The sequence below is a fragment of the Spirilliplanes yamanashiensis genome, from assembly GCF_016863475.1.
GTDB lineage: Bacteria > Actinomycetota > Actinomycetes > Mycobacteriales > Micromonosporaceae > Spirilliplanes > Spirilliplanes yamanashiensis.
Genome location: NZ_BOOY01000040.1, coordinates 1 through 24787, shown reverse-complemented (window position 1 = coordinate 24787; position 24787 = coordinate 1). Strand labels below are relative to the sequence as shown.

Here is a 24787-nt window from a genome sequence, read left to right as displayed (position 1 = left end):
CGGCGCCGCCGGGGTCGCCGGCGGCCGCCAGCAGCCGTTCCACCTGGTCGACGTCGAGCGCCTTGGGCAGCCGCTGCGGCGGGGCGGGCGGCCTGACCTCGGCGGCCACGTCGACGGCCACGACGCCCTCACGCAGGGCGAAGCGGTGCAGCCCGCGCACGGCGCTGACCGCGCGGGCGGCGCTGGACCCGGCCAGGCCCTCCTCGCGCAGCGCGGCGAGGTGCGCGGTGACGTCCGCCTCGGTCACCGCCGCCAGGTCGGCGCCGGGCAGCCCGTCCACGTACCGCTGCAGGTCCCGGCGGTACGCGGCCAGGGTGTTGCGGGACAGGCCCCGCTCGACTCCGAGGTGGTCCAGGTAGGCCCGGACCACCTCCCGCGCGTCGGTCAGCTCAGCACCTCCGACACCGGCAGCACCTGCATGCCGTGGGCGTCGGCCACCGGGCCGTACGTGACCCGGCCGGCGTGCGTGTTCAGGCCCAGGGCCAGCGCCGGGTCGCGGCGCAGCGCGTCCTGCCAGCCCCGGTTCGCCAGCTCCAGGGCGTACGGCAGGGTGACGTTGGTGAGCGCGTACGTGCTGGTGTGCGGCACCGCGCCGGGCATGTTCGCCACGCAGTAGAACATCGAGTTGTGCACCTGGTAGACCGGGTCGTCGTGGGTGGTGGGCCGCGAGTCCTCGAAGCAGCCGCCCTGGTCGATGGAGATGTCGACCAGCACGCTGCCCGGCTTCATCCGGCTGACCAGGTCGTTGGAGATGAGGTTCGGCGCCTTCGCGCCCGGCACCAGCACCGCCCCGATGACCAGGTCGGCGTCGAGGACCGCCTTCTCCACCTCGTAGGAGTTGGACGCGATCGTCTGCAGGTGGCCGCGGTAGTCGGCGTCGGCGGCCCGCAGCCGGGCGATGTTCTTGTCCAGCACCAGCACCTCGGACTGCATGCCGAGCGCGATGGCGGCGGCGTTCATGCCGGACACGCCGGCGCCGATCACCACCGTCTTGGCCTGGTAGACGCCGGGGACGCCGCCCATCAGCACGCCGCGGCCGCCGCCGGAGCGCATCAGGTGGTACGAGCCCACCTGCGGCGCCAGCCGTCCCGCCACCTCGCTCATCGGCGCGAGCAGCGGCAGCGACCGGTCCGGCAGCTCTACCGTCTCGTACGCGATGCCGGTGACCTTGCGGTCGACCAGCGCGTCGGTGCACTCCTTCGACGCAGCCAGGTGCAGGTAGGTGAACAGCACCTGCCCCTCGCGCATGCGGTGGTGCTCCTCGGCGATGGGCTCCTTGACCTTGAGGATCAGGTCCGCGGTGCCCCACACGTCGTCGGCGCTGTCGAGGATCGTCGCCCCCGCCGCCCGGTAGTCGGCGTCGGGGATCGAGGAGCCGCCGCCGGCCCCCGCCTCGACGTAGACCTCGTGTCCCGCCCTGCTGAACTCGTACGCCCCGGCCGGGGTGATCGCCACCCGGTACTCGTGGTTCTTGACCTCGCGGGGTACTCCGACCTTCACGCTGTAGCCCTCCCGTCGGGTGTGCCGCCCATAGCCGAACGGACACGATTGGAGAATAGCGTCCCAAAAACTGGACAGGGTCCACCACCGGACGCGTGGTGATCACTAAGGTCGCCGGTCATGACCTATCCTCCTCAGTACCCCGCCGGCCTCTCCGACAAGAGCAAGGTCGTCGCCGGCATCCTCGGCATCCTGCTCGGCAGCCTCGGCGTCGGGCGTTTCTACACCGGCCACACCAAGATCGCGGTGCTCCAGCTCGTCGTGAGCATCTGCACCTTCGGCCTGGGCGGCTTCTGGGGCCTCATCGACGGGATCCTGATCCTCGTCAACGGCGGCACGGACGCCCAGGGGCGCCAGCTGCGCGACTGACCGCCCGCCCTGGCCGGGCCCGCTCGCAGCCGCGGGCGGGCCCGCACACGGATCCGCCGATACGCCTCCGCGCCTGCCACCTGCTTTTTACGCTGGAACGGGCCGCGGGACCCCGCCGCTCAGCGACGGCGGAGGACGGCATGACGGGAACGTTGCCCCTGGCGTCGGCCGGGCTGCTCGAGGCGGCCCCCGACGCCATCGTCGCCGTCACCGCCGACGGCACGATCGCCCTGGTCAACGCCCAGACCGAACGGCTGTTCGGGTACGCCCGCGCCGAGCTGCTCGGCCAGAGCGTCGAGCTGCTCGTGCCCGAGGGCATGCGGGCCGCCCACCCGGAGCACCGCCGGCGCTACCTGCACGACCCGCGCCCGCGCCCGATGGGCGGCGGCGCGCACCTCGCCGCCCGGCGCAAGGACGGCACCGAGTTCCCCGCCGAGATCAGCCTGTCGTCCATCGAGACCGAGGCCGGGCTGCTCGTGGCGGCCGCCGTCCGCGACGTCACCGACCGGGTCCGCGCCGAGGCGAAGTTCCGCGGGCTGCTGGAGAGCGCCCCCGACGCCATCCTCGGCATCGTCGAGAACGGCGAGATCGCCCTCGTCAACGCGCAGGCCGAGCGCCTGTTCGGGTACGCCCGCGCGGAGCTGATCGGCCGCCCCATCGAGATCCTCGTGCCCGACCGGGTCCGCGGCGCCCACGCCGCCCTGCGCCGGCAGTACTTCGGCGGCCCGGCGCACCGGCCGATGGGCGCCGGCATGCAGCTCAGCGCCCGGCGCAAGGACGGCACCGAGTTCCCCGTCGAGATCAGCCTGTCGGCGCTGGAGACCGAGGAGGGCACGATGGTGTCCGCGGCGGTCCGCGACGTCACCGAGCGCCTCGAGATGCAGGCCGCCCGGGAGCGGCTGAAGAACCAGGCCGAGCGGGAACGCCTCGAGGCGCGGCTGCAGCAGTCGCAGCGGCTGGAGAGCCTCGGCCAGCTCGCCGGCGGGGTGGCGCACGACTTCAACAACCTGCTCGCCGTCATGCTCAACTACACGACGTTCCTCGCCGAGCAGGTGGCCGAGGCCGCCGAGGACGACCCCACCGGCCAGTGGGAGCAGGCCCGCAAGGACATCGCCCAGGTGCTGCGCGCCGGCGAACGGGCCACCGAGCTGACCCACCAGCTGCTCGCGTTCGGCCGCCGCGAGGTCGTGCAGCCGCGGGTGCTGACCATCAACGCCGTCGTCGGCGAGGTCGAGCAGCTGCTGCTGCGCACCCTCGGCGAGCACATCCGCCTGCACGCCGACCTGGCCCCGGACCTGCCGCCGGTGCTCGCCGACCCCGGCCAGCTGGAGCAGGTGCTGGTCAACCTGGCCGTCAACGCCCGCGACGCCATGCCCGAGGGCGGCACGCTGAGCATCACCACCGCCGAACGGGTCCTGGACGACGGCGCCCACCCCGGCCTCGGCCCCGGCCGGCACGTGGAGCTGCGCGTCGCCGACACCGGCGGCGGCATCCCGCCCGAGATCGCCGAACGGGTGTTCGAGCCGTTCTTCACCACCAAGCCCAAGGGCCAGGGCACCGGCCTCGGCCTGGCCACCGTGTACGGCATCGTCACCCAGGCCGGCGGCGCCGTCACCATCGCCTCGACGCCCGGCGCCGGCACGACCGTCACCGTCCTGCTGCCCGCCACCGACGAGGCCCCGCCGCCCCCGTCCGGCGACACCGCCGGCACGGAGACCCGGGACAGCAGCGGCGGCGAGACCATCCTCGTCGTCGAGGACGAGGACGCCCTGCGCGAGGTCACCGAGCGCATCCTCAACCGGCACGGTTACACGGTGCTCACCGCCGCCGACGGCCCGCAGGCCGTGAAGGTCGCCCAGGACACCCCGGGGCCCATCGACCTGCTGCTCACCGACGTCGTCATGCCGCACATGCTCGGCACGGAGCTGGCCGGGCGGATCGCGGAGATCCGGCCCGGCACCGCCGTGCTCTACATGTCCGGGTACGCCCAGCCGGTGCTGGCGTCCCAGGGCACCCTCGACGCGGGCGTCCGGCTGGTCGACAAGCCGTTCTCGGCCCCCGACCTGCTCGCCCGGGTCCGCGAGGTCCTCGACGAGCGCTGACGCCCCCGCGCCGCCCCCGCGCCGCCCCCGCGCCGCCCCCGCGCCGCCCCCGCGCCGCCCCCGCGCCGCCCCCGCCTCCCCCGCCGCCTTCGGCCCTTCCCTCAGGAGGGCCCGGGGGCGTCTGCCGGGCGCAGGTCGGCGAAGCCCGACTCGTACGCCCGGGCCGCCGCGAGGATGCCCGCCACCGCCGGGCCGTTGGTGACCTCGCCGCGCAGCACCATCGCCACCGCCTCGTCCAGCGGGAACCAGGCGACGTCCATGTCCGCCTCCTCGTCGTGCCGCTCGTGCCGCTCCGCGGCCGGCACCGGCGACACGTCCCGGGCCAGGAACAGCCGGATCGTCTCGTTGGAGAACCCGGGCGAGGTGTGCAGGTCCAGCAGCAGGTCCCAGCGCCCGGCCCGGTGGTCGGTCTCCTCCACCAGCTCCCGGCCCGCCGCCACCGCCAGGTCCTCGCCGTCGACGTCGCGCAGCCCCGCCGGCAGCTCCCACATGCGCCGCCGCAGCGGGTGCCGGTACTGGCGCACCAGCACGATCCGCCCGGCGTCGTCGACGGCGGCCACGCCCACCGCGCCCACGTGCGTGATCATGTCGCGGTGGGCGGTGCCGCCGCCCGGCATCGTCACCTCGTCGGTGAGCACCGTGAAGATCGGCCCCTCGTAGCGGACGTGCTGGGCCCGGACCTCGTGCGCGAACGTCACGCCGTCGCGTCCTCGAGCTCCACCGGCAGCTGGTCCGAGACCGAGTACCGCACGGCCGCCGCCACGAACGCCGCGAACAGCGGGTGCGCGTTCGTCGGGCGGCTCTTCAGCTCCGGGTGCGCCTGCGTGGCCACGAAGAACGGGTGCTGCTCCCGGTCCAGCTCGATGAACTCGACCAGCCGGCCGTCCGGCGACGTGCCGGAGAACACCAGGCCCGCCTTGGTGAGGGCGTCGCGGAAGTCGTTGTTCACCTCGTACCGGTGCCGGTGCCGCTCCTCGATCAGGTCGCTGCCGTACGCCTGCGCCACGATCGACCCGTCCGCCAGCTTCGCCGGGTACGTGCCCAGCCGCATCGTGCCGCCCAGGTCACCCTTGCCGGCCACGATGTCCTGCTGGTCGGCCATCGTCGAGATCACCGGGTGCGACGTCGTCTCGTCGAACTCCAGCGAGTTCGCGTCCGCCAGGCCCGCCAGGTGCCGCGCCACCTCGATCGTCATGCACTGCAGGCCCAGGCACAGGCCGAGCACCGGGACGCCGTTCTCCCGCGCGTACCGGGCCGTCTCGATCTTGCCCTCGATTCCGCGCACCCCGAACCCGCCCGGGATCACGATGCCGTCCACCCCGGCCAGCGCCTTCTCCGCGCCCGCCGGCGTCTCGCAGTCGTCGCTCGGCACCCAGCGCAGCTGGATCTTCGCGTGGTTCGCGAACCCGGCCGCCCGCACCGCCTCGCTCACCGACAGGTACGCGTCCGGCAGGTCGACGTACTTGCCCACCATCGCGATCGTCAGCGTGCGGTGCGGGTTGTGCACCCGGTCGAGCAGGTCGTCCCACGTGGACCAGTCGACGTCGCGGAACGACAGCCCCAGCCGGCGCACCACGTACGCGTCCAGGCCCTCCCGGTGCAGCACCTTCGGGATGTCGTAGATGCTCGGCGCGTCCGGCGCCGCCACCACGGCCTCCCGGTCCACGTCGCAGTACAGCGACAGCTTGTGCTTCAGCTTCTCCGGGATCTCCCGGTCCGACCGGCACACCAGCGCGTCCGGCTGGATACCGATGTTGCGCAGAGTCGCCACCGAGTGCTGCGTCGGCTTCGTCTTCAGCTCACCGGACGGCGCCAGGTACGGCACCAGCGACACGTGCAGGTAGAACACCCGGTCGCGGCCGATGTCGTGCCGCACCTGCCGGATCGCCTCCAGGAACGGCAGCGACTCCATGTCACCGACCGTGCCGCCCACCTCCGTGATGACGACGTCCGGCTCCCGGCCCGTCTCGTCCGGGGCGGCCATCGCGAAGATGCGCTCCTTGATCTCGTTCGTCACGTGCGGAATCACCTGCACCGTGTCGCCGAGATACTCACCGCGCCGCTCCTTGGCGATCACGGCCGAGTAGATCTGCCCGGTGGTGACGTTCGCCTTCGCCGACAACGCCCGGTCCAGGAACCGCTCGTAGTGCCCGACGTCGAGGTCCGTCTCCGCACCGTCGTCGGTCACGAAGACCTCGCCGTGCTGGAACGGGTTCATCGTGCCGGGATCCACGTTCAGGTACGGGTCCAGCTTCTGCATGACGACCCGCAGACCGCGGGCGGTGAGCAGGTTGCCGAGGCTGGAGGCGGTGAGGCCCTTGCCCAGCGAGGAGGCGACGCCCCCGGTGACGAAGATGTGCCGGGTGGTACGCGCGTTCGGGGTTGCCAAGACCTGCTCCCGTGGTCGTCCGATCGGTGGTGCAGACGGGCGCCGGAGGCGTCATCCACGGGATTCCACGGTAACACCAACGCGGCCGGGCGCGCGTCGGGGCTGGTCGTGGCGCGTGTCCCGGTTCTAGCGGCGAGGGGTGGGACGGCGGGTGGGGTCCGGATTGTCGCGTCCCGGCTCCGCGGCGTCACCGGGCGCGGACAGGGCGTCGGCATCCCGGGTGGCGGGTTCTGGGGCGGTCGCGCCCTTCGTGGGGGCGTCGGGGTTTGCCTGAGCGCCGGCCGCCGGGGCGCCGCCGGTCTTGGGGGTCGGCGGTTTCGCCGGCCTGGGGTTCTTCGCCGACTTGGACGGCTTAGCCGACTTGGGTGCTGTCGCGGCTTTCGGTGCGCTTGCGGTCTTCCGCTCGCCTGCGGCCTTCGGGACCTCCGCGGCGTCGGGGACTTCCGCGGCGTCGGGGACTCCCGCGGCGTTTGAGACTCCCGCAGCGTTTGAGACTCCCGCAGCGTTCGGGACTCCCGCAGCCTTCGTGGGGTCCTCGCCCTTGGGCCGGCCCTTGAGCTTGGTGTCCGGCGGGGCCTGCAAGGTGGCCTCGTCCTTCGCGTCAGCCTCCATCGTCGACTCGAGCTCGGCCCTCGAGCCCGTCTCGCCCTCCGACCCGGCCTCACCCTCCGACCCGGCCCTGGCCTGCGACCCGGCCTCGCCCTTCGACGTAGCTCCGGCCTTCGGCACGGCTACACCTTCCGGCCCGGCCGCGTCCTCCCGGGCAACCACCCGACCCGCTGACGGCCCCACCGCCGCCGGCGCGCGCCCCGTCATCGCCGCCGCCGCAACCTCCGGCAACGGCGGGTCGGCATCCAGGTCGAGGGGCCGGGTGCGGTCGGCGGCGTGGTCGAGGACGCGGAGGGCCGTCAGCGCCGCGAGTGGCACGACCACCGTCGCGGCCGCGCCCGCCACCTCCAGCGCCGCCCCGCCGAGGGCGCCGGCCATCAGGGTGGCCACGGTGGTGCCGGCGGCGGCGGCCCGGACCGCCGGGTGGAGGCCGAACAGGCGTTGCAGGCCGCCCCACGGCGAGAACTGCGCGAACGCGATCATCAGCCCGCCGACGACCGCGATGACGGTGAGTGGGCTGTTGAGCAGGGCGTTGGCGTTGGCGGCGGCGGCCCGGTTGAGGGCGGGCCCGGCGGTGCCGTCGGCGAGGGCGGTGAGGATGCGGGCGAGGCTGCCCTGTTCGGCTTCGGGGCGGCGCAGGTCGATGACGGCGAAGCCGGCGGTGACGGCCAGGCCGGCCATCGTCGCCCAGGCGACGCGGGGGAAGGTGAGCCAGCCGCCGGTGCTGACGGCGGCGGCGATGCAGACGCCGGCGGTGACGGCGATGGCGCCGGCCGGGTCGGCGCCGAGGAACGGGCTGCCGATCATGACGACGCCGATGCCGCCGAGCGCGACGACGACGAGTGGCCGCCAGCCGCGGCGGACGGTCTGGGCGGCCCAGCCGGCGACGATGAGCAGGCAGCCGACGAGGACGCCGAGGCCGACGCTGCCGACGCCCGCGTACCGGTTGCCCTCCAGGGTGGAGTAGCCGGCGACGCCGTTGAGCTGCAGCCGGGAGCCGGTGAGCACGTCGGCGCCGACGATGAGTGTGCCCGCGGTGGCGACGATGCCCATCGGCCACAGCGTGCGCGGGAACCGCGGCGACAGCCGCACGGCGGCCGCGCCGGCCGCGGCGAGCAGCAGCGTGGTCGCCCCGAAGACGGCGCCGGGCCAGCCGGCCCGCCACCACGGCAGGGCGTCGGCGACCAGGGCCGCGGGCACGGCGAGCGCCGCGGCGACCAGCGCCACCTCGACGGCGGTCATCAGGCGGCGCGGGGGCGCGGCGGGGCCGGTCGGCCCGGCGTGCCGGCGGGCCCGCACCATCAGGGGTACGACGAGCAGGTACAGCAGGAACTGCACGGCGGCGAGGGTGAGGAAGAACGGGGTGCTGACGGCGCGCTGGGTGCCGGCCCGGCGGTCGGCGTCGCGGTCGCCGCTGATGGCCTCGGCCAGGTCGGTGGGGCGGCCGGGTTCGGTGGTGGCGGGCTTGCCGGTGAACCGCCGTTCCGGCAGGGTCCGCCCGAGCGCGGTGAGGGCGGTCGGCGCGAGGTCGACGAGTTGCACGTAGCCGGTGCGGCCGGTGCTGCCGGAGGTGAGCCAGCCGCCCTCCCAGCCCGGCCCGTCGGCGATGGCGAGGTGCAGGCGCGACGGGACGCCGGTGTCGGCGACGCCGCCGACGAGCAGCAGCGAGTTCGCGGGCCGGGCGGCCTGCACGCGGGCGAGCTGGGCGTCGACGGCGGCGACGCGGCGCTGCCGGGCGGGCCCGTCGCCGACGACCTCGCCGAGGTCGACGACGCTGACCACGCAGGACGCGAGCAGCGGCCGCAGGGCGGCGTCGGCGGGCAGGTCCGGCTCGTAGCGGTCGACGCGGCCGAACGGGCGGGCGGCGGCCACGGCGGCGCCCGGCCCGACGGCGACGGTGCACCGCACGGACTCGGCGAGCGCGCCGGGCACCGTCCCGTACGGCTGGCGGTCCTGGTTGTAGCGGACCACGGTCTGCTGGGCGGGGATGTTGGCGCCGATGTTGTCGGGCACCCCGATGTTGGGGTCGGTGACGGGGCAGGCGCCGGTGACCCGCTCGCCGTCCCACGCCGCGTAGTTGCCGGCGCCGAGGGTCAGCCAGCCGTCGACGGGGCACGTGGGGCGCTTCGCGGAGCGGACGGACAGCCAGCCGATGGACCCGCGGTCGGCGGCGCGCCACAGCGCGGGGGTGCGGGCGGGGTCGAGGTCGTCCCAGCGCAGCCCCGCCGCCCCGGCGACCACGACGTAGTCGACGGTGGCGGGCGGCGCCCCGGCGGCGGGCCGCGGCGCCAGCCCGGCCATGCTGGCGATGCTCGCCGCGACGGCGAGCATGACGATCCCGAAGGCGACGAGCCGCCGGCCGACCGTCACGGGCGGCCCGCCCGGCTGCCGGCCGCGCCGCCGGTGGCGCCACCGGTGGCGGACGCCCGCGCGGTGACGTCGGCGTAGACGGCGCGCACGGCGGCGACGGTGTCGGCCTCGCCGGGCCACGACGCGGCCTGCTGCCGGGCCCGTTCGGCGTACCGCTCGCGCAGCGCCGGGTCGGCGAGCAGCTCGCGCACGGCGGTGTCGACCGCGTCGACGTCACCGGGCGGCACCAGCTTGGCGGCGTCGCCGACGAGCCCGGGCAGCCCGCCGACGGCGGTGGCCACGAGCGGCAGCCCGGCCCGCAGCGCCTCCTGGGCGAACAGCTGGCGGGCCTCCCAGTCGCTGGTGATGACGGCGAGGTCGGCGCCGGCGAGCAGGTCGGGCACGTCGCCGCGGTGGCCGAGCAGCGTGACCGGGGCGCGCAGCGCGGACGCCTTCTGCGCCAGCGCCATGTACGACGGCCCGGACCCGGCGATGACGACCACCGGGGCGGGGTCGAGGGCGCGCCACCGGGCGGCGGCGTCGACGAGCACGTCGTACCGCTTCTGCGGGTGCAGCCGCCCCACGGACAGGATCAGCGGGGTGCGGGCGGGGATGCCGAACTCGGCGCGCACGGCGGCCCGGCTGCGCCGCGGCGGCGCGCCGGCGGGCGCGGCGACGGGGCCGGGCCGGGCGTCGCGGGCGCCGAGCTTGCGGGCCCGCTCGACGAGGTCGTCGGAGGCGCCGAGGATGACGTCGGCCGACCGGGCGACGACCTTCTCGACGAGGTTGGAGGCGTGCCCGCGCAGGCCGCGCGCCAGCACGGCGTTGTGCAGGGTGACGACGAGCGGCACACCGGGCCGGGCGAGCGCGGCGACGAACGCGGCCCGCAGCCCGTGCGCGTGCACGACGGCGACCGGCCCGGGCGGCGCCGTCGCACCGGCGGGCGAGCCGGCGGGCGGAGACGGCGCGGCGGAGGCCGCCGGGCGGCCGGTGACCGGCGGCGTCCCGGTGAGGGCGCGGCGCAGCGCCCGGACCGCGCCCGCGTCCTGCGGCCCCGGCATGGCGGGGATCTCGACGGGGGCGAAGCGGGCGCCCGCCGCGGTGAAGCCGAACAGCTGGTCGGTGGCGGCCGGGCCGCAGACGAGCACGGGGCAGCCCGCCGCGACGAGCCCGCGCACCAGCGACAGCACGTGCTGGCCGACGCCGCCGGTGCTGGAGGCGAGCACGAGCGCCACCGGAGCGCGCCACGAGGCGTCCTGTCGGTCGGTCACCGCTCCCCCTGTCCGTCGTCATCGGCGCCGGTGCCGGGCGGCCGGGCGTCAGTCCGCAGGTTAGCCGCCGGGCCGGTGGCCGACGACGCCACCGGGTGCGGTACGGGGTCCGGCGCGGCGCGGCGGCGCGACACCCGGCGCAGCAGCCCGGCCGCCACGGGGCGCACGTCGTGGCGGCCGGCGGCGAGCGCCACGGCGGCGAACACGACGAGCACGGTGAGGCCGGCGAGCAGCCCGGCGACCAGGGCGGCGACGGCGCCGGGCGCCGCGGCGGGCGGGCCGGCCAGGGCGGATGCCACGAGCCGCCCGGCGGCGGCGCCGAGCAGCCCGGCCGCGACGCCGACGAGCGTGACCCGGCCGAGCCGGGCGAGCGAGCCGGCGCCCGCGTGGCGGCGCACGGCCACGGCGAGCAGCAGGCCGAGCAGCAGCAGGCCGGCCGAGTGGGCGGCCGCGAGCGCGGCGACCCGGTCCGGCACGACCGTGACGAGCAGCAGCGCGCCCGCCGCCACGGCCGCCCAGCCCGCCGCGACGGCGCCGGCGACGGCGGCCGGGTTGCCGCGGGCGTACAGGGCGCGCGACAGCAGCGCGTACAGGCCGTAGCCGAGCAGGCCGGGGGCGAGCCAGGCGATGCCGCCGGCGGCGCCGGGCACCCCCATGAGCCGGGCGGCCGGGCCGGCCACGGCGGCCAGCGCGGCGGCGCCGAGGCAGCACAGCAGCACGACGGAGCGGCCGGTGCGGCTCAGCGCCTGCCGGTAGCCGTCCGCGTCGCCGCCGTCGTGGGCGGCGGCCAAGGCCGGATACACCGCGGTGGCGACCGGCACGGCCAGCACGGCCCAGGGCAGCAGGAACACCGTCCAGGCGGCGTTGAACAGGGTGTAGGTGCCGGCCCCGGCGGACAGGGCGATGACCAGGGCGAGGACGACCTGCTGGGCGCCGACGGTGACCGCCCCGGCCCAGCCGAGGCGCACGGTGCGGCGGGCCACGCCGGGCGGGAAGCGCAGCGCGGGGCGCAGCCGCAGCCGCAGCCCGCGCAGCGGCACGAGCAGGCACAGCGACAGCACGACGACGCCGAGGGTGGTGCCGGCCGACAGCAGGTACTCCCCCGCCGTGCTCAGCCGGGCGGCGCCGGTGCGGGGGCCGTCGACGGCGGCGTACGCGACGTAGGCGGCGATGACGGTGACGCTGGACAGCAGCGGCGCGATGACCGGCCAGGCGAAGCGCCGGTGCGCCTGCAGCACGCCGGTGAGGACCACGCCGACGCCGTACAGCGGCAGCTGCACCGCGAACACGCGCAGCATGCGGGCGGCGGTGTCGGTGGCCGCGGGCGACAGGTCGGCGGCGAGCACGCTGACCACGGGGTGCGCGAGCAGCGCGACGAGCGCGGCGAGCGGCACGAGCAGCAGCAGGGTCCAGCCGAGCAGCGCCGACGCGGTGGCCCTGACCCGGTCGATGTCGCCGGCGGCGACGGCCCCGGCGAGCAGCGGCACGACGAGGCTGGCGAGCGCCCCGCCGGCGACCAGCTCGAACAGGATGTTCGGCACGGTGTTGGCGGCGAGGTAGAGGTCGCCGAGGTCGTTGGCGCCGACGGTCTGCAGGAAGACGAGGGTGCGCCCGAACCCGGCGAGCCGGGCCAGCACGGTGAGCCCGGCGATGAGCGTGGCCGCGCCGGCGATCCGCGCCGCCGCGGGCGCGGCGGTCACGGTGCCGCGGCGGCGCTGTCGGTGCCGGTGCGGCGCCCCCACTCGTCGATGCGGCGCAGGGCCGGGGTGCGCTGGATGACCTGGGTGAAGCTGACCTTCTCGCTGGCCGCGGTGAGGGCGGCGAGCACGGTGAGGGCGGCGGCGCGGCCGGCGACGCCGGTGCGGGCGGCCAGCGCCACGCCGAGCAGGGCGCCGAGCGCGTTGGCGCCGGAGTCCCCGAGCATGACGCGCTCGTCGAGGTCGTCGGGCAGCAGCGCGACCGCGGCGGCGACGGGCCCGGCGGCGAGCCCGCCCGCGGCGCCGGCGGCCAGCGGCGTGCCGAGCAGGACGCCGGCCTTGGCGGCCCGCCCGGGGCGCAGGTCGAGCAGGTTGACCAGGTTGGCGGTGCCGGCGATGACGCCCGCGCCGAGCAGCACGTCGGCGACGGCGCCGGCCCGGCCCTGCCGGGGGCGGCGGGAGCGCACGGACGGGTCGGCGTGCAGCAGCGCGGCGGCGGCGAGCCCGGCCCCGCCCACGCCGGCGATCTTGACCAGGCCGCTGGTGACCCGGCCCTCGCGCAGGGCGGCGAGGTGCCCGCGGAAGCCCTTGGCGGCCTTCTGTTCGGGACGGTTGCCGACCACGTCGTCGTAGAGGCCGACGGCGCCGGACGCCAGCCCGGCCGTGGCGGCGGCCGCGGCGGCGGCGCCGCCCGGGGCGCCGAGGACCGCGCCGAGGGTGGCCCCGGCGGCGAGCGCCGGCCCGCCGGCCAGGCTGACGGTGCGGCCGTGGAAGTTGGTGCGCTCGAGAGTGGCGGCGCGCGCGTCGCGCAGGACCCGGTCGAGGGCGGCCCGGGCGAGCACCGCTCCGGCCGCGGCGGCCGCGGCCTTCCGCACGAACCCCATCGAACGCCTCCCGCCGGTCACCGCCGCACGGACTCCGCTACCCGCACGACCGCTAGGAGTCTAGGAACTCCGGGCGAACGGTGGGCGAGCGGCACGCGGGCCTGTGGACAACCGCGTCGGCGGGTCAGGGTGCGGCCGACGGCATGAGCGACGTCGCGCCCGCGCCCAGCCCGTACTGGCCGGCCTTGTTCGCCGTGAGCCGCTCGACCACGGTGAGCGCGGTGACCAGCTGGCCCCGCGCGGTGGCCGCGTTGTCGACGGTGGAGATGGTCTTCGACAGCGTCGGGTCGCCGCGGACCTCGCCGACGAGGTTGCCGTCGCCGATCCCGCTGCCGCCGATGACCAGCGGCTTGGCCGCGGCGAACTGGGTGGCCAGCGTGACGGCGTTCTGGTTCTTGCGGGCCGCGTCCTTGTCGATGGCGGCGGTGCCGGAGACGAGCACGGTGGCCTCGGCGCCGGGTGCCGCGTTCTCCTCGACGGCCAGGTAGCCGCCCTCGGCGTACGCGGTCAGCACGGCCGTCAGGTCGGCCGGGGCGACCGGGCTCGCCTGGGCCAGCAGCGCCCGCGCGAGCAGGGCCGACGACGTCTCGACGCCGTCGCTGTTGAGCGGCAGGCCGGCGGCGGTGACGGTGGGCTGGGTGGCGTTCTCGGCGTAGTCGAGCAGCTCGACGCCGTTCTCGGGGGCGAGGAACTTGTCGGTGACCGCCACCCGGGCGGTGACGCGGGCGCCGGCCACGCCGAGCATCGACACGACCCCGTCCGCGTGCTCCTCGCCGCCGGGCAGGACCACGACGAGCAGGTTGCGCCCGGCGAGCTTGCCGCCGACGAGCATGGGGGCCGCCTCGACGGCGAAGTCCTCCTCGCGGCCGGCCTCGTCCTTGAACTGGGCGACCTGGCCGCGCAGGTTGTTGTTGTCGTTGCGGAAGGTCTCGATCTGGTCCTTCAGCGAGTCGGCCGCCGGGCCGTTGAGCGCCGCCGTGCCGACGACGAGCCCGATCGCGAGGGCCAGGAACACGGCCGTCAGGGACACGACGTGGTACCGGAAGTTGATCACGAAAGCTGCCTCTTGATCACTCGGCGGTCAGAACAGCTGCCCGAGCTGGAAGACCAGATTGTCCCACCACTCCGAGACGACGGTGAGGTAGGCCTTGCCGATCGTGGACACGGCCACCGCGGACGCGAGCGCCGCGATCGCGGACAGGACGAGCAGCAGCAGCGACGACCCGGAGATGTTCTGCCGGTACAGGCGGCTGACGCCCTTGGCGTCGACCAGCTTGCCGCCGACCTTGAGCCGGGTGAGGAACGTCGAGGCCATGCCGCCGCGGCCCTTGTCGAGGAACTCGATGAGGTTGGCGTGCGTGCCGACGGCGACGATCAGTTCGGCGCCCTTCTCGTCGGCGAGCAGCATCGCCAGGTCCTCGCTGGTGGCGGCCGCCGGGAAGGTGGTGGCCGGCACGCCGAGGCTCTGCACCCGGGCCAGGCCAGGCGCGCGGCCGTCGGGGTACGCGTGGACGATCACCTCGGCGCCGCAGCGCAGCACGTCGTCGGTGACCGAGTCCATGTCACCGATGATCATGTCGGGGGTGTAGCCGGACTCGATGAGCGCGTCCGCGCCGCCGTCCACGCCGATGAGCACCGGCTTGTACTCGCGGATGTACGGGCGCAGCACGTCCAGGTCGGCCTTGTAGTCGTAGCCGCGCACGACGATGAGGCAGTGCCGCCCGGCGATGCGGGTCTCGACGTCGGGCACGCCGACGCCGTCGAGCAGCAGGTCGCGCTCCTGCTTCAGGTACTCCATGGTGTTCGCGGCGAACGCCTCGAGCTGCACCGACAGGCCCTCGCGGGCGTCGGCCATCGCCTTGGCGACGGTCTCGGCGTCCTGCCGGGCGCCGGTGGCGACGGTCTCGCCGTCGAGCAGCACGGCGTCGCCCTCGATGGTGATGTGGGCGCCCTCGCGCAGCTTCTCGAAGACCACCTCGCCGAGGTCGTCGATCAGCGGGATGCCGGCCTGGACCAGCACCTCGGGGCCGAGGTTCGGGTACCGGCCGGAGATCGACGGCTTGGCGTTGAGCACGGCGGCGACGCCGACGGCCACCAGCGAGTCGGCGGCGACCCGGTCGATGTCGACGTGGTCGATGACCGCGATGTCACCGGGGCGCAGCCGGCCGACCAGACGCTTGGTCCGGCGGTCGAGGCGCGCGGTGCCGGCCATGACACCCGGCTCGACGGTGCGGGTGCGGCGCACAGTGGGAAGTCGCATCAGGGCCCATCCTGACACGCCGGATCACGCCCGCCGGGGCCCGACGCGCTCCAGATCACCGATAAGGGGTGAATCGGTCAGCCTCGCTTCTCCCGCGCCGCCACCGCCAGCAGCTCCTCCGCGTGGGCGATACCCAGGTCCGAGTCCGGCAGGCCCGCCAGCATCCGGGCCAGCTCACGGGCGCGGTCGGTGTCCTCCACGACCCGCACGCCGCTCGTGGTGACCGCGCCGCCGGTGTCCTTCGCCACCACCAGGTGCCGGTCGGCGAACGCCGCCACCTGCGGCAGGTGCGTCACGACGAGGACCTGGTGGGTGCGGGCCAGGCGGGTCAGGCGGCGGCCGATCTCGACCGCCGCGGTGCCGCCGACGCCCGCGTCGACCTCGTCGAACACCAGGGTGGGCGGGCCGCCCGCCCCGGCGAACACGACCTCGATGGCCAGCATGACCCGGGACAGCTCGCCGCCCGACGCGCCCTTCTGCAGCGGCAGCGACGGCGCGCCCGGGTGGGCCAGCAGCCGCAGCTCGACCTCGTCGGCGCCGTCGGGGCCCGGTTCGGCCTGCTCGCCGCCGCCGCGCGGCAGCACCGCCACCTGCACCCGGGCGTGCGGCATGGCCAGCCCGGCCAGCTCGACGCTGACCTGCTCGGCGAAGCGGCCGGCCGCCTCCTGCCGGGCCGCGGTCAGCCGGCCGGCCAGCTCGCCGACGGTGCCGGCCAGCCGCTGACGCTCGCGGTCGAGCTCCTCGAGCACCTCGTCGGAGGTGTCGAGCTCACTCAGCCGGGTGCGGGCGTGCTCGGCCCACGCGATGACACCCTCGACGTCGTCGGCGTACTTGCGGGTGAGCGCGCGCAGCGCCGCCCGGCGCTCGTAGATCGTCTCCAGCCGGGCCGGATCGGCGTCGAGCAGGCCGAGGTACGCCGACAGCTCCGCCGACACGTCGCCGACCAGGGTGGCGGCCTCCTCGACCCGGGCGGCCAGCTCGCCGAGCCGGGCGTCGACGGACGCCTGGCCCTCCAGCGTGCGGCGGGCGGTGCCGAGCAGCGCGGTGGCGTCGGGCGTGTCGTCGGCCGACTCGATGCCGCCCGCGAGCGCCTGGGCGGCCACCGCGGCGGCGGTGCGCAGCCCCTCGGCGTGCTCCAGGCGCTGCACCTCGGCCTTCAGCTCGTCGTCCTCGCCGGGCTGCGGGTCGACCCGGCTGATCTCGTCGAGGCCCAGGCGCAGCAGGTCGGCCTCCTGGCTGCGCTGGCGGGCGTTGCGCCGGCGGTCGGCCAGGTCGTCCTCGACGGCGCGCCAGCGCACGTACGCCTCGCGGTAGGTCTCCAGCAGCTTCTCGTGCTCGGCGCCGGCGAACCGGTCGAGCGCCGCCCGCTGCTCGGCCGGGCGCAGCAGGCGCAGCTGGTCGGACTGCCCGTGCACCGCCACCACCTGCTCGCCGACCTCGCCGAGCATCGCCACCGGCATGCTGCGCCCGCCGACGTGCGCCCGGGACCGGCCCTCGACCGTCACGGTGCGGCTGAGCAGCAGCGAGCCGTCGTCGTCGGGTTCGGCGCCGGCGTCGGCGATGCGGGCGTGCACCGTGTCGGCGACCGCCCCGGCCAGCCGCAGCCGGCCCTCGACGACGGCGCGGCCCGGGTCGGCGCGGACCCGGCCGGCGTCGGCCCGGCCGCCGAACAGCAGCCCCAGGCCCGTCACGACCATCGTCTTGCCCGCCCCGGTCTCACCGGTGATCACGTTCATCCCCGGCGCGAGGGGCAGGGTCGTGTCGTCGATGACGCCCAGCCCGGTGATGCGCAGTTCCTCCAGCACAGAGGGGACACTAGCGGCGGGGTCCGACACTTGCCCAGCGGGTGTGGACAACGAAGCCCGTCTCAGCGACGGCTGCCCCGCCACCCCTCGACCGGCAGCTCGAACTTCGCCACCAGTCGATCCGTGAACGGCCGCGGCTCCAGGCGCACCACCCGCACCGGCAGGGCGCCGCGCTGCACCGTCACCCTGGCGCCGGGCGGCAGGTCCCACGAGCGCTGCCCGTCGCTGGTCAGCACCGCGAACGACGTGTACGGGTCGACGGTGATCTCGAACGTGGACGTCGGCGCGGTGACCAGCGGCTTGCTGAACAGGGCGTGCGCGCTGATCGGCACCAGCAGCAGCGCCTCGACCTCCGGCCACACCACGGGCCCGCCGGCGGAGAACGCGTACGCCGTCGAGCCGGTCGGGGTGGCGCACACCACGCCGTCGCAGCCGTAGCGGGCCAGCGGCCGGCCGTCGACGTCGACGCGCAGCTCCAGCATCTGCGCCCGGCGGCCCTTCTCCACGCTGATCTCGTTGAGCGCCCACGACTCGGCGATGAGCCGGCCGTCGAACTCGGCCCGCACGTCGATCGTCAGCCGCTCGTCCACGCTGTAGGAACCGGCGACCACCTTGCGGACGGCGGTGTCGATGTCGCCGACCTCGGCCTCGGCCAGGAAGCCGACCTTGCCGAGGTTGATGCCGAGCAGCGGCGCCTTGCAGGGGCGGGCCAGCCCGGCGGCCCGCAGGAACGTGCCGTCGCCGCCGAGCGCGAACACGATCTCCGCGCCGTCGGCGGCGTGCGGGCCGCTCACCGGCACCACGCCGGGCCCCAGGTCGAGGTCGGCGACCTCGTCGGCCATCACCCGCACCTCGAAACCGGCCGCGACCAGGTCGGCGGCGACCGCCCGCGCGTGCTCGGTGTTCTGGCGTCGCCCGGTGTGCGTCACCAGCAGCGCGGACCGCGTCATGCCTCGCCCCTCAATCTCGGCCGACGGACTCGCCAGAAGCTACCGCGCCGGACGGCCCGGCGGCGACCGCATCGCGCACCGCCTCGGGCAGCACCGGCGGGGCGTCGTCGCGGAACCACAGGAAGAACTCGACGTTGCCGCTGGGCCCGGGCAGCGGGCTCGCGGTCACCCCGGCCACGCCGAGGCCCACCTCGCGGCCCGCCGCCGCCACGTCGAGGACCGCCTCGACGCGCAGCTCCGGGTCGCGCACCACGCCGCCCGTGCCGACCCGCTCGCGCCCGACCTCGAACTGCGGCTTCACCATCAGGGCGAGGTCGCCGCCGGGCGACGTGCACGCCGCCAGCGCCGGCAGCACGAGCCGCAGCGAGATGAACGACAGGTCGGCCACCGTCAGCGCCGCCGGGCCGCCGATGGCCGCGGCGGTGAGGGTACGCACGTTCGTGCGCTCCAGCACGGTCACCCGCTCGTCGGTGCGCAGCGGCCAGGCCAGCTGGCCGTACCCGACGTCGACGGCGACGACGTGCGCGGCGCCGCGCCGCAGCAGCACCTGCGTGAACCCGCCGGTGGACGCCCCCGCGTCGAGGCACCGCCGCCCCTGCACGACGAGCCCGTCGGCGGCGAACGCGTCGAGCGCCCCGATCAGCTTGTGCGCGCCCCGCGACACCCACTCGTCGGCCGGGTCCTCGCCGGTGACCAGCACCGGGTCGGCCGGGTCGATCATCGCGGCGGCCTTGCGGGCGACGGTGCCGCGGACCAGCACGCGGCCGGCGTCGATGAGCGCGCCGGCCTGTTCGCGGGACCGCGCCAGCTTGCGGCGGACCAGTTCGGCGTCGAGTCGGGCGCGGCGGGCCATCGGGGGGTGCGGCCTCTTTCGAAGGGTGCGGGCGGGGTCAGGTGCGGTCGATGCTCGCCAGGGTCTCCTGGAGCGTGGCGTGCGCCTCCTCGTAGGCGGCGACCTGTTCGGCGGGGCTCAGCCGGGCGGCGTTGTCGATGGCCTGCAGCGCGGCGTCGACGGCCGGGTGGCCGGTGCCGTCACCGTCGGGCACGTCGCCGAACGAGACCGCGTCGGGCCGGTGCGGCGCGTCGGGCCGGTGCGGCGGCGGCGCGGGCCGCGGCGGCTGGCCGCCGCCCGCCGGCAAACCCGCCGGCAAACCCGCCGGCACACCCGCCGGCACACCGGGCCGCACGCCCGGCGGCATGCCGGGCCGTTCGCCCTGCGGCGGGAACGGCCGGGGGAACGCGCCGGGCCGCGGCGGCCCGGGGACCGGCCCCGTCACGGCGTCGGCTCGCCGTCACCGGGCGCCTCGAAACGCGGCGGCTCGGGCGGGGCGGGCAGCTGCGGGGAGGCCTGCGGCGACGCGGCGGACGGGCCGGCGCCACCGGCGCGCGGTCCGCGGGCGTTGCCCTGCTTCGCCGACGGCGTGGTGGCCTTGCGGGTGGCCTTGTTCGCGGGCGTCCGCTGCGCGGGCCCGGCGGCGTCGCCGGCCGCGGCCTTCTTCGCGGGCGCCTTCTTGGCGGCCTTCTTCGCCGGGGCGGCGGCCTTGCCGGGCGGCGGGCCCGGCACGGCGTCGGTGACCGGCGCGGGCTGCCCGGCCGCGGCGGCCGCGTCGGCGACCGACGCGGTGGTGGCCTGCGCGGACGGCGACGGCGCCGGCTTCGCGACGGCCTTCTTCGCGACCTTCTTGGCGACGGCCTTCTTCGCCGGCGCAGCGGCGGTCTTCGCCGGCGCAGCGGCGGACTTCGCCCGGCCGGCGGCGGCCACCTCGGCCACCGCGGAGGTCTGCGGCACGGGCGCCGGCTTGTCGGACCGGTCGGCGTGCCGCACGGGCGGCGCCGTGCCGGACTCGGTGGCCGACAGCCGGTCCTGCGCGAGCCGGAGCTGACGCTCCAGGTCGCGGACCCGGTCGGTCAGCTCGGTCACCTCGTCGGCGGTGGCGAGGCCGACGACGCCGAGCGCCCGGTCGACCTCGAACCGCACGATCTTGGTCAGTGCCTCCCGGTTGGCCATGCCGGCGGACAGCGCGTCCTCGACGAGTCCCTGCAGCTGGACGGCCGTCGCGCCGCCCTTGCCGATCAGCTCGCCGGCCACCTGCTGGGCCTTCTTCCGGGGCACCTCGGCCAGGCCGAGCGCCATCTCCAGGTAGGCCCGCCACGCGTCGGTCATGCCCGCTCCCCTCCTCGTGCGGTTACGCCACCACGCTACCGGGCGCGTCCGACAGATCGGTGCGGTACCGTGCGGCGAAGCCCGCGTGGCGCGCAGAACGCCACGCCCGAGCAGCGCGAGGAGGCCCGGGTGGCCACGGTGGACGAGTGCCGGCAGGCGTTGCACGACCTCGCGGCGCGGCTGGACCGCAACGCGGAGACCCGCGGCAAGCTCGACCTCGACCGCACCCTGGCGTGCCGCGTCACCGACCTGGCGACCGCGTTCCACGCCCGCCTGGACGGCGGCCGGCTGGTCGACATCGCCGACGGCGACGACCCCAAGGCGAAGATCGCCCTGACGTCGTCCAGTGACGACCTGCTCGCCCTGGTCGCGGGCCGCCTCGACGTCACCAGCGCGATCACGTCGCGCCGCGTCGCCGTCAAGGCCAACCCGTTCGACCTGCTCAAGCTGCGGAAACTACTCTAGGTTCCAGTCCGCCAGCACCGCCTGCGCGGCCGGCGAGCCGGCCCGCAGCGCGGCCGGAGCCAGGCCGTCCCAGGTGGCGCCCACGGCCAGCCGCAGCGCCGCCACGGGGTCGCCCTCCCCCTCGAGTACGCCTTCGGCCGTCAACCGCCACCCACCGTGCTCACCGGACGCAGGCACCCGCACCGACTCCTCGGCGGCGAACAACCCGGCCAGGTCCGCGGCGACGTGCGTGGGCCGCCGCGACGCCGGCGCGGCCAGCAGCTCGGCCGGCCCGCTGACCCCGGTCAGCACCAGCAGGCTGTCCATCCCGGCCCGCACGGCGCCTTCGATGTCCGTGTCCAGCCGGTCGCCCACGACCAGCGGCCGCTGCGCCCCGGCCAGCTTCGCCGCCGTGGTGAACAGCGCCGGTTCCGGCTTGCCCACCACCACGTCGGGCTCGCGCCCCAGCGCGGTACGCAGCACCGCGACCAGCGAACCGTTGCCCGGCAACGGCCCGCGCGGGCTCGGCAGCGTCTTGTCGGTGTTGGTGGCGTACCAGCGCGCACCGGCCCGCACGGCCAGGCTGGCCTCGGCGAGGACCTGCCAGCCGACCTCGGGCCCGTAGCCCTGCACGACCGCCACCGGCTGCTCGTCCACCGTGGACACCGGCACCAGCCCGGCCTCACGCACCTCCGCGCGCAACGCCTCCGCCCCGACGACGAGCACCCGCGACCCGGCCGGCAGCTCGTCGGCGAGCATGGCCGCGGCGGCGCCGGCCGACGTCAGCACCTCCTTGGGCTGCGCCGGCACACCCATGCCGGTCAGCAGCCCGGCGACGTCGGCCGCCCGCCGCGAGGCGTTGTTCGTGGCGTACGCGAGCGCGGTCCCCTCGGCGTGCAGGGCGGAGATCGCCTCCACCGCCCCGGGGATCGGCCGGTCGATCAGGTACACGACCCCGTCGAGGTCGAACGCGACGAGGTCGTACGAGTCGACCAGCCGCCCGCTCACGCCCGCCCCGTCCCGCCGTCCGCGGCGTCACCGGGGGTGTCCTCGCCGGCGTCGACCAGGTCGGCCTCGGCGAGCTCCCGGTCGCCGGGTGCGTCCCCGGCGGGCGGCGTGTCGCCGCCCTCGACCGCGACCAGCTCCTCCTCGGCGGCAAGGTCCTTGTCGTCGTCGTCGGAGTCGCCCTTGCCGCCCTTGTCGCCCTGGTCGTCGGCAGCGCGGGTCTCCTCCGCGCCGTAGCGGTCGCCGTCGCCGGTGTCGTCGTCGTCCGGGTCGGCGTGGAACGGCCGGGCCCCGCCGGCGCTCTCCTCGTCGTCCTGGTCGTCGCCCTGGTCGTCGTCGTCCTCGTCGTCGAACTCGCCGTCGCCGGCCGCGTCGCGGGCCTCGGCGCCGCCCTGCTCGTCGGCGGCCCCGATGTCGTCGACGTCGTCGAGCTCGTCGTCCTCGTCGTCGTCGAGGTCGTCGCCCTCGAGCTGCACGCCGTCGAGCTCCAGCAGCCGCTCGGCCGCGTCGGTGACGCTGTCCTCGTCCACCTCGGCCGCCTTCGCGAACCAGGCGCGGGCCTCCTCGGGCCGGCCGGCCGCGAGCAGCGAGTCGGCGTACGCGTACCGCAGCCGGGCCGCCCACTCGTCGGACCCGCTGGTCAGCTCGCGAACCTGCAGCATCGCGACGGCCGCGTCGTGCTGGCCGAGGTCGGTGCGCGCCCCGGCGGCCACGATGAGCAGCTCGATCGCGTCCTCCCGGCCGAGCTTGTCGCGCTCGGCGGTGCGGAACAGGTCGATGGCCCGCTCCGGCCGGCCGAGGGCCCGCTCGCAGTCGGCGATGACGGCGACGTGGTTCTGCCGGCCGGTCATCCGGTGGTAGGTGCGGATCTCGGAGAGCGCGGTCTGCCACTCCCCCGCCGCGTACGCGGCCAGCCCGACGGCCTCCCGCACCGCGGCGATCCGCGACGCGAGCCGCCGCGCCGCCATCGCGTGCGACAGCGCCAGCTCGGTGTCCTCGTCGATGAGCTGCCCGGCCGCGACGAGGTGCCGCGCCACGGTGTCGGCGATCGGCTTGGCGAGCGTCAGCAGCTCGGCGCGCACCTCCTTGTCGAGGTCGGACGCCTGGATCTCGTCCGGGATCTGCGGCGCACCGGGCGCCCGCCCGGCCTCGTCGGACCGCACCCGCCCGAACTCCCGGTCGCGTGCCTCCCGCTCCCGCTCGACACCCTGCTGCGTCGCCCGGTCGTCCCGCTCGGGCCGCCGGAAGCCCCCGTCACGGGGCCCACGGTCGTCACGGGGCCGCTCGTCGCGAGGCCGGTCATCGCGGGGCCGGTCGTCACGCGGGCGGTCGTCACGGGGACGGTCCTCGCGCGGCCCGCGGTCGCGGAAACCGCGGTCGTCGCGCGGCCCACGGTCGTCGCGGTCGCGGAAGCCACCCTGCCGGGGCCCACGGTCCTGGAACCCGCCTCGGTCACGGTCCCCACCACGGAACCCAGCGCGGTCACCACCACGGTCTGCGCCGCGGTCGCTGCCACCCTGGTACCCGGGCCGGTCGCCACCACGGAAACCACGCTCGCGCGGCCCACGGTCCTGATACCCGCCGCCGCTGCGGAAGCCCTCACGCGTGCCACCCCGGGCGTCACGCGGCCCGGAGTCGTCCCGGCGCGGCCCACGGTCCTGGAACCCACCCCGGTCACGGTCCCCACCACGGAACCCACCGCGGTCGCCACCACCCTGGTAACCCGGACGGTCCCCACCGCGGAAGCCGGGACGATCGCCGCCACCCTGGTAACCCGGACGGTCGCCGCCACGGAAACCGCCGCGGTCGCCACCACCCTGATAGCCGGGCCGGTCGCCACCGCGGAACCCACCGCGGTCGCCACCACCCTGGTAACCCGGACGGTCCCCACCACGGAAGCCGGGACGGTCACCGCCGCCCTGGTAACCCGGACGGTCGCCGCCACGAAAACCGCCGCGGTCGCCACCACCCTGATAGCCGGGCCGGTCGCCACCACGGAACCCACCGCGGTCGCCACCACCCTGGTAACCCGGACGGTCCCCACCACGGAAGCCGCCACGGTCGCCGCCGCGGTCACCGCCGCCCTGGTACCCGCCCTGGCGCGGACCGCGGTCCCCGCCACGGAAGCCACCCTCGCGGGAGCCACCGCCCTGGTAGCCGGGCCGGTCACCGCCGCGGAAGCCACCCTCCCGGGGCCCGCGGTCCTGGAACCCACCGCGGTCACGGTCACCGCCGCGGAACCCGCCGCGGTCGCCGCCACCCTGGTAGCCGGGGCGGTCGCCGCCCCGGAAGCCACCCTCACGCGGCCCGCGGTCGCCGCCGCGGAAGCCACCACGATCGCCACCACCCTGGTAACCCGGCCGGTCGCCACCGCTCTGGCCGCCGCGGAACCCACCGCGGTCGCCGCCACCCTGGTAGCCACCGCGATCACGGTCGCCGCCGAAGCCGCCGCGCGGACCGCCGGCGTCGCGCGGACCCCGGTCGCGGAAACCGCCCTCGCGCGGGCCACGGTCGCGGTCACCACCGCGGAACCCGCCGCGATCGCCGCCACCCTGGTAACCCGGACGGTCGCCGCTCCCGGCACCACCGCGGTAGCCGCCGCGGTCGCCGCCCTGGCTGCCGCCACGGAAACCACCGCGGTCTCCGCCGCGGTCGCCACCGCGGTCGCCGCGGTCACCGCCGAAACCGCCGCGGGGGCCGCCGCTCGTTCCGCCGCCGGCGCCGCGGTCGCCGAATGAACGGCCGCCGGCGTCGCCCTGGCCGCGGGTACGCGGGCCTCGGTCACCGCTGAACCCGCCGCGGTCCCTGCCGGAGGCGTTCTCGTCGCGGCCGCGGTCACGTCCGCCTCGGCGGTCGTCGTCGCGGTAACGGTCTTCGCCGTCCTGGGGTCCTGCGCTCACGGGTCTTGTCCTTCCCAGTCACCACTGCGCCATGCAGCACAAAAACACTCGAGGGCCGACCCCGTGTCAGGGGTGGCCCTCGAGTGTAG

20 protein-coding genes and 1 pseudogene are annotated in these 24787 nt (G+C 76.2%); 4 read left to right on the top strand and 17 right to left on the bottom strand.

Annotated elements, in window-relative coordinates; genetic code table 11:
* A partial coding sequence (locus Sya03_RS28435) for a site-specific integrase (protein WP_239107919.1) occupies positions 1-370 on the bottom strand: 370 nt, incomplete at its 3' end.
* A 14-nt stretch (positions 371-384) separates the two neighbouring features.
* Complete coding sequence (gene ald, locus Sya03_RS28430; protein WP_203941515.1) at positions 385-1500, bottom strand: alanine dehydrogenase; 1116 nt, start codon at positions 1498-1500, stop codon at positions 385-387.
* A gap of 120 nt (positions 1501-1620) precedes the next feature.
* Between ald and Sya03_RS28425 the strand changes: the two genes are divergently transcribed.
* Together Sya03_RS28425 and Sya03_RS28420 are read left to right on the top strand one after the other, a co-directional pair.
* Positions 1621-1869, top strand: coding sequence for a TM2 domain-containing protein (locus tag Sya03_RS28425; RefSeq protein WP_203941514.1), 249 nt, complete (start codon positions 1621-1623; stop codon positions 1867-1869).
* 140 nt (positions 1870-2009) lie between these two features.
* On the top strand, positions 2010-3971 hold the full coding sequence (locus Sya03_RS28420; protein ID WP_203941513.1) for a hybrid sensor histidine kinase/response regulator: 1962 nt from the start codon (positions 2010-2012) through the stop codon (positions 3969-3971).
* A 101-nt stretch (positions 3972-4072) separates the two neighbouring features.
* Here the strand turns inward: Sya03_RS28420 and Sya03_RS28415 are convergent, their stop codons facing one another.
* The 13 genes and pseudogenes from Sya03_RS28415 to Sya03_RS31785 all read right to left on the bottom strand — a co-directional run bounded on the left by Sya03_RS28415 (position 4073) and on the right by Sya03_RS31785 (position 20349).
* A complete protein-coding gene (locus Sya03_RS28415) occupies positions 4073-4669 on the bottom strand; it encodes an NUDIX domain-containing protein (protein ID WP_239107918.1) in 597 nt (198 codons plus the stop codon).
* Positions 4666-6360 carry a CTP synthase gene (gene pyrG, locus Sya03_RS28410; RefSeq protein ID WP_203941512.1) on the bottom strand — a complete coding sequence of 565 codons (1695 nt, stop codon included), beginning with the start codon at positions 6358-6360 and terminating at the stop codon, positions 4666-4668. Before pyrG ends, Sya03_RS28415 begins: the two co-directional genes overlap by 4 nt.
* Before the next feature lie 661 nt (positions 6361-7021).
* Positions 7022-9300: pseudogene (locus Sya03_RS28405) on the bottom strand (hypothetical protein).
* 35 nt (positions 9301-9335) lie between these two features.
* Positions 9336-10589: a glycosyltransferase family 4 protein gene (locus Sya03_RS28400; protein WP_203941510.1), complete on the bottom strand. Its 1254-nt coding sequence runs from the start codon at positions 10587-10589 to the stop codon at positions 9336-9338.
* Entirely contained in the window at positions 10586-12289 is a 1704-nt protein-coding gene (gene murJ / locus Sya03_RS28395) for a murein biosynthesis integral membrane protein MurJ (RefSeq protein WP_203941509.1), read from the bottom strand. Before murJ ends, Sya03_RS28400 begins: the two co-directional genes overlap by 4 nt.
* Positions 12286-13170 (bottom strand): hypothetical protein, encoded by an 885-nt coding sequence (locus tag Sya03_RS28390; protein ID WP_203941508.1) that lies wholly within the window; start codon positions 13168-13170, stop codon positions 12286-12288. The genes murJ and Sya03_RS28390 overlap by 4 nt, the downstream gene beginning before the upstream one ends.
* A 124-nt stretch (positions 13171-13294) precedes the next feature.
* Positions 13295-14224: a copper transporter gene (locus Sya03_RS28385; protein WP_203941507.1), complete on the bottom strand. Its 930-nt coding sequence runs from the start codon at positions 14222-14224 to the stop codon at positions 13295-13297.
* 27 nt (positions 14225-14251) lie between these two features.
* Positions 14252-15430 (bottom strand): putative cytokinetic ring protein SteA, encoded by a 1179-nt coding sequence (gene steA, locus Sya03_RS28380; RefSeq protein ID WP_203941506.1) that lies wholly within the window; start codon positions 15428-15430, stop codon positions 14252-14254.
* A gap of 77 nt (positions 15431-15507) precedes the next feature.
* Entirely contained in the window at positions 15508-17235 is a 1728-nt protein-coding gene (gene recN / locus Sya03_RS28375) for a DNA repair protein RecN (protein WP_203941505.1), read from the bottom strand.
* A gap of 62 nt (positions 17236-17297) precedes the next feature.
* A complete protein-coding gene (locus Sya03_RS28370) occupies positions 17298-18185 on the bottom strand; it encodes an NAD kinase (protein WP_203941504.1) in 888 nt (295 codons plus the stop codon).
* A gap of 10 nt (positions 18186-18195) precedes the next feature.
* Positions 18196-19038, bottom strand: a complete 843-nt coding sequence (locus tag Sya03_RS28365) for a TlyA family RNA methyltransferase (RefSeq protein WP_203941503.1) — start codon at positions 19036-19038, stop codon at positions 18196-18198.
* A 37-nt stretch (positions 19039-19075) separates the two neighbouring features.
* Positions 19076-19462, bottom strand: coding sequence for a hypothetical protein (locus Sya03_RS28360; protein WP_203941519.1), 387 nt, complete (start codon positions 19460-19462; stop codon positions 19076-19078).
* Complete coding sequence (locus Sya03_RS31785; protein WP_306892093.1) at positions 19459-20349, bottom strand: phasin family protein; 891 nt, start codon at positions 20347-20349, stop codon at positions 19459-19461. The genes Sya03_RS28360 and Sya03_RS31785 overlap by 4 nt, the downstream gene beginning before the upstream one ends.
* A gap of 129 nt (positions 20350-20478) precedes the next feature.
* Here Sya03_RS31785 and Sya03_RS28350 point away from each other — a divergent pair, with 129 nt between their 5' ends.
* Positions 20479-20814, top strand: a complete 336-nt coding sequence (locus tag Sya03_RS28350; protein WP_203941516.1) for an SCP2 sterol-binding domain-containing protein — start codon at positions 20479-20481, stop codon at positions 20812-20814.
* Here the strand turns inward: Sya03_RS28350 and Sya03_RS28345 are convergent.
* Both Sya03_RS28345 and Sya03_RS28340 read right to left on the bottom strand, forming a co-directional pair.
* Positions 20806-21801 carry an HAD-IIA family hydrolase gene (locus Sya03_RS28345; RefSeq protein ID WP_203941502.1) on the bottom strand — a complete coding sequence of 332 codons (996 nt, stop codon included), beginning with the start codon at positions 21799-21801 and terminating at the stop codon, positions 20806-20808. The genes Sya03_RS28350 and Sya03_RS28345 overlap by 9 nt on opposite strands.
* Entirely contained in the window at positions 21798-22880 is a 1083-nt protein-coding gene (locus tag Sya03_RS28340; RefSeq protein WP_203941501.1) for a tetratricopeptide repeat protein, read from the bottom strand. The genes Sya03_RS28345 and Sya03_RS28340 overlap by 4 nt, the downstream gene beginning before the upstream one ends.
* Between Sya03_RS28340 and Sya03_RS28335 the strand changes: the two genes are divergently transcribed.
* On the top strand, positions 22824-24536 hold the full coding sequence (locus tag Sya03_RS28335) for a hypothetical protein (RefSeq protein ID WP_203941500.1): 1713 nt from the start codon (positions 22824-22826) through the stop codon (positions 24534-24536). The two genes, Sya03_RS28340 and Sya03_RS28335, sit on opposite strands and share 57 nt — an antisense overlap.
* Positions 24537-24787 lie beyond the last annotated feature (251 nt).

What these genes read in the sequence shown, in the direction of transcription:
- Sya03_RS31785 (WP_306892093.1), bottom strand. Translation starts at nt 20,349, where the DNA reads ATGACCGACGCGTGGCGGGCCTACCTGGAGATGGCGCTCGGCCTGGCC.
- Sya03_RS28370 (WP_203941504.1), bottom strand. Translation starts at nt 18,185, where the DNA reads ATGACGCGGTCCGCGCTGCTGGTGACGCACACCGGGCGACGCCAGAAC.
- Sya03_RS28390 (WP_203941508.1), bottom strand. Translation starts at nt 13,170, where the DNA reads ATGGGGTTCGTGCGGAAGGCCGCGGCCGCCGCGGCCGGAGCGGTGCTC.
- Sya03_RS28365 (WP_203941503.1), bottom strand. Translation starts at nt 19,038, where the DNA reads ATGGCCCGCCGCGCCCGACTCGACGCCGAACTGGTCCGCCGCAAGCTG.
- Sya03_RS28425 (WP_203941514.1), top strand. Translation starts at nt 1,621, where the DNA reads ATGACCTATCCTCCTCAGTACCCCGCCGGCCTCTCCGACAAGAGCAAG.
- Sya03_RS28420 (WP_203941513.1), top strand. Translation starts at nt 2,010, where the DNA reads ATGACGGGAACGTTGCCCCTGGCGTCGGCCGGGCTGCTCGAGGCGGCC.
- steA (WP_203941506.1), bottom strand. Translation starts at nt 15,430, where the DNA reads ATGCGACTTCCCACTGTGCGCCGCACCCGCACCGTCGAGCCGGGTGTC.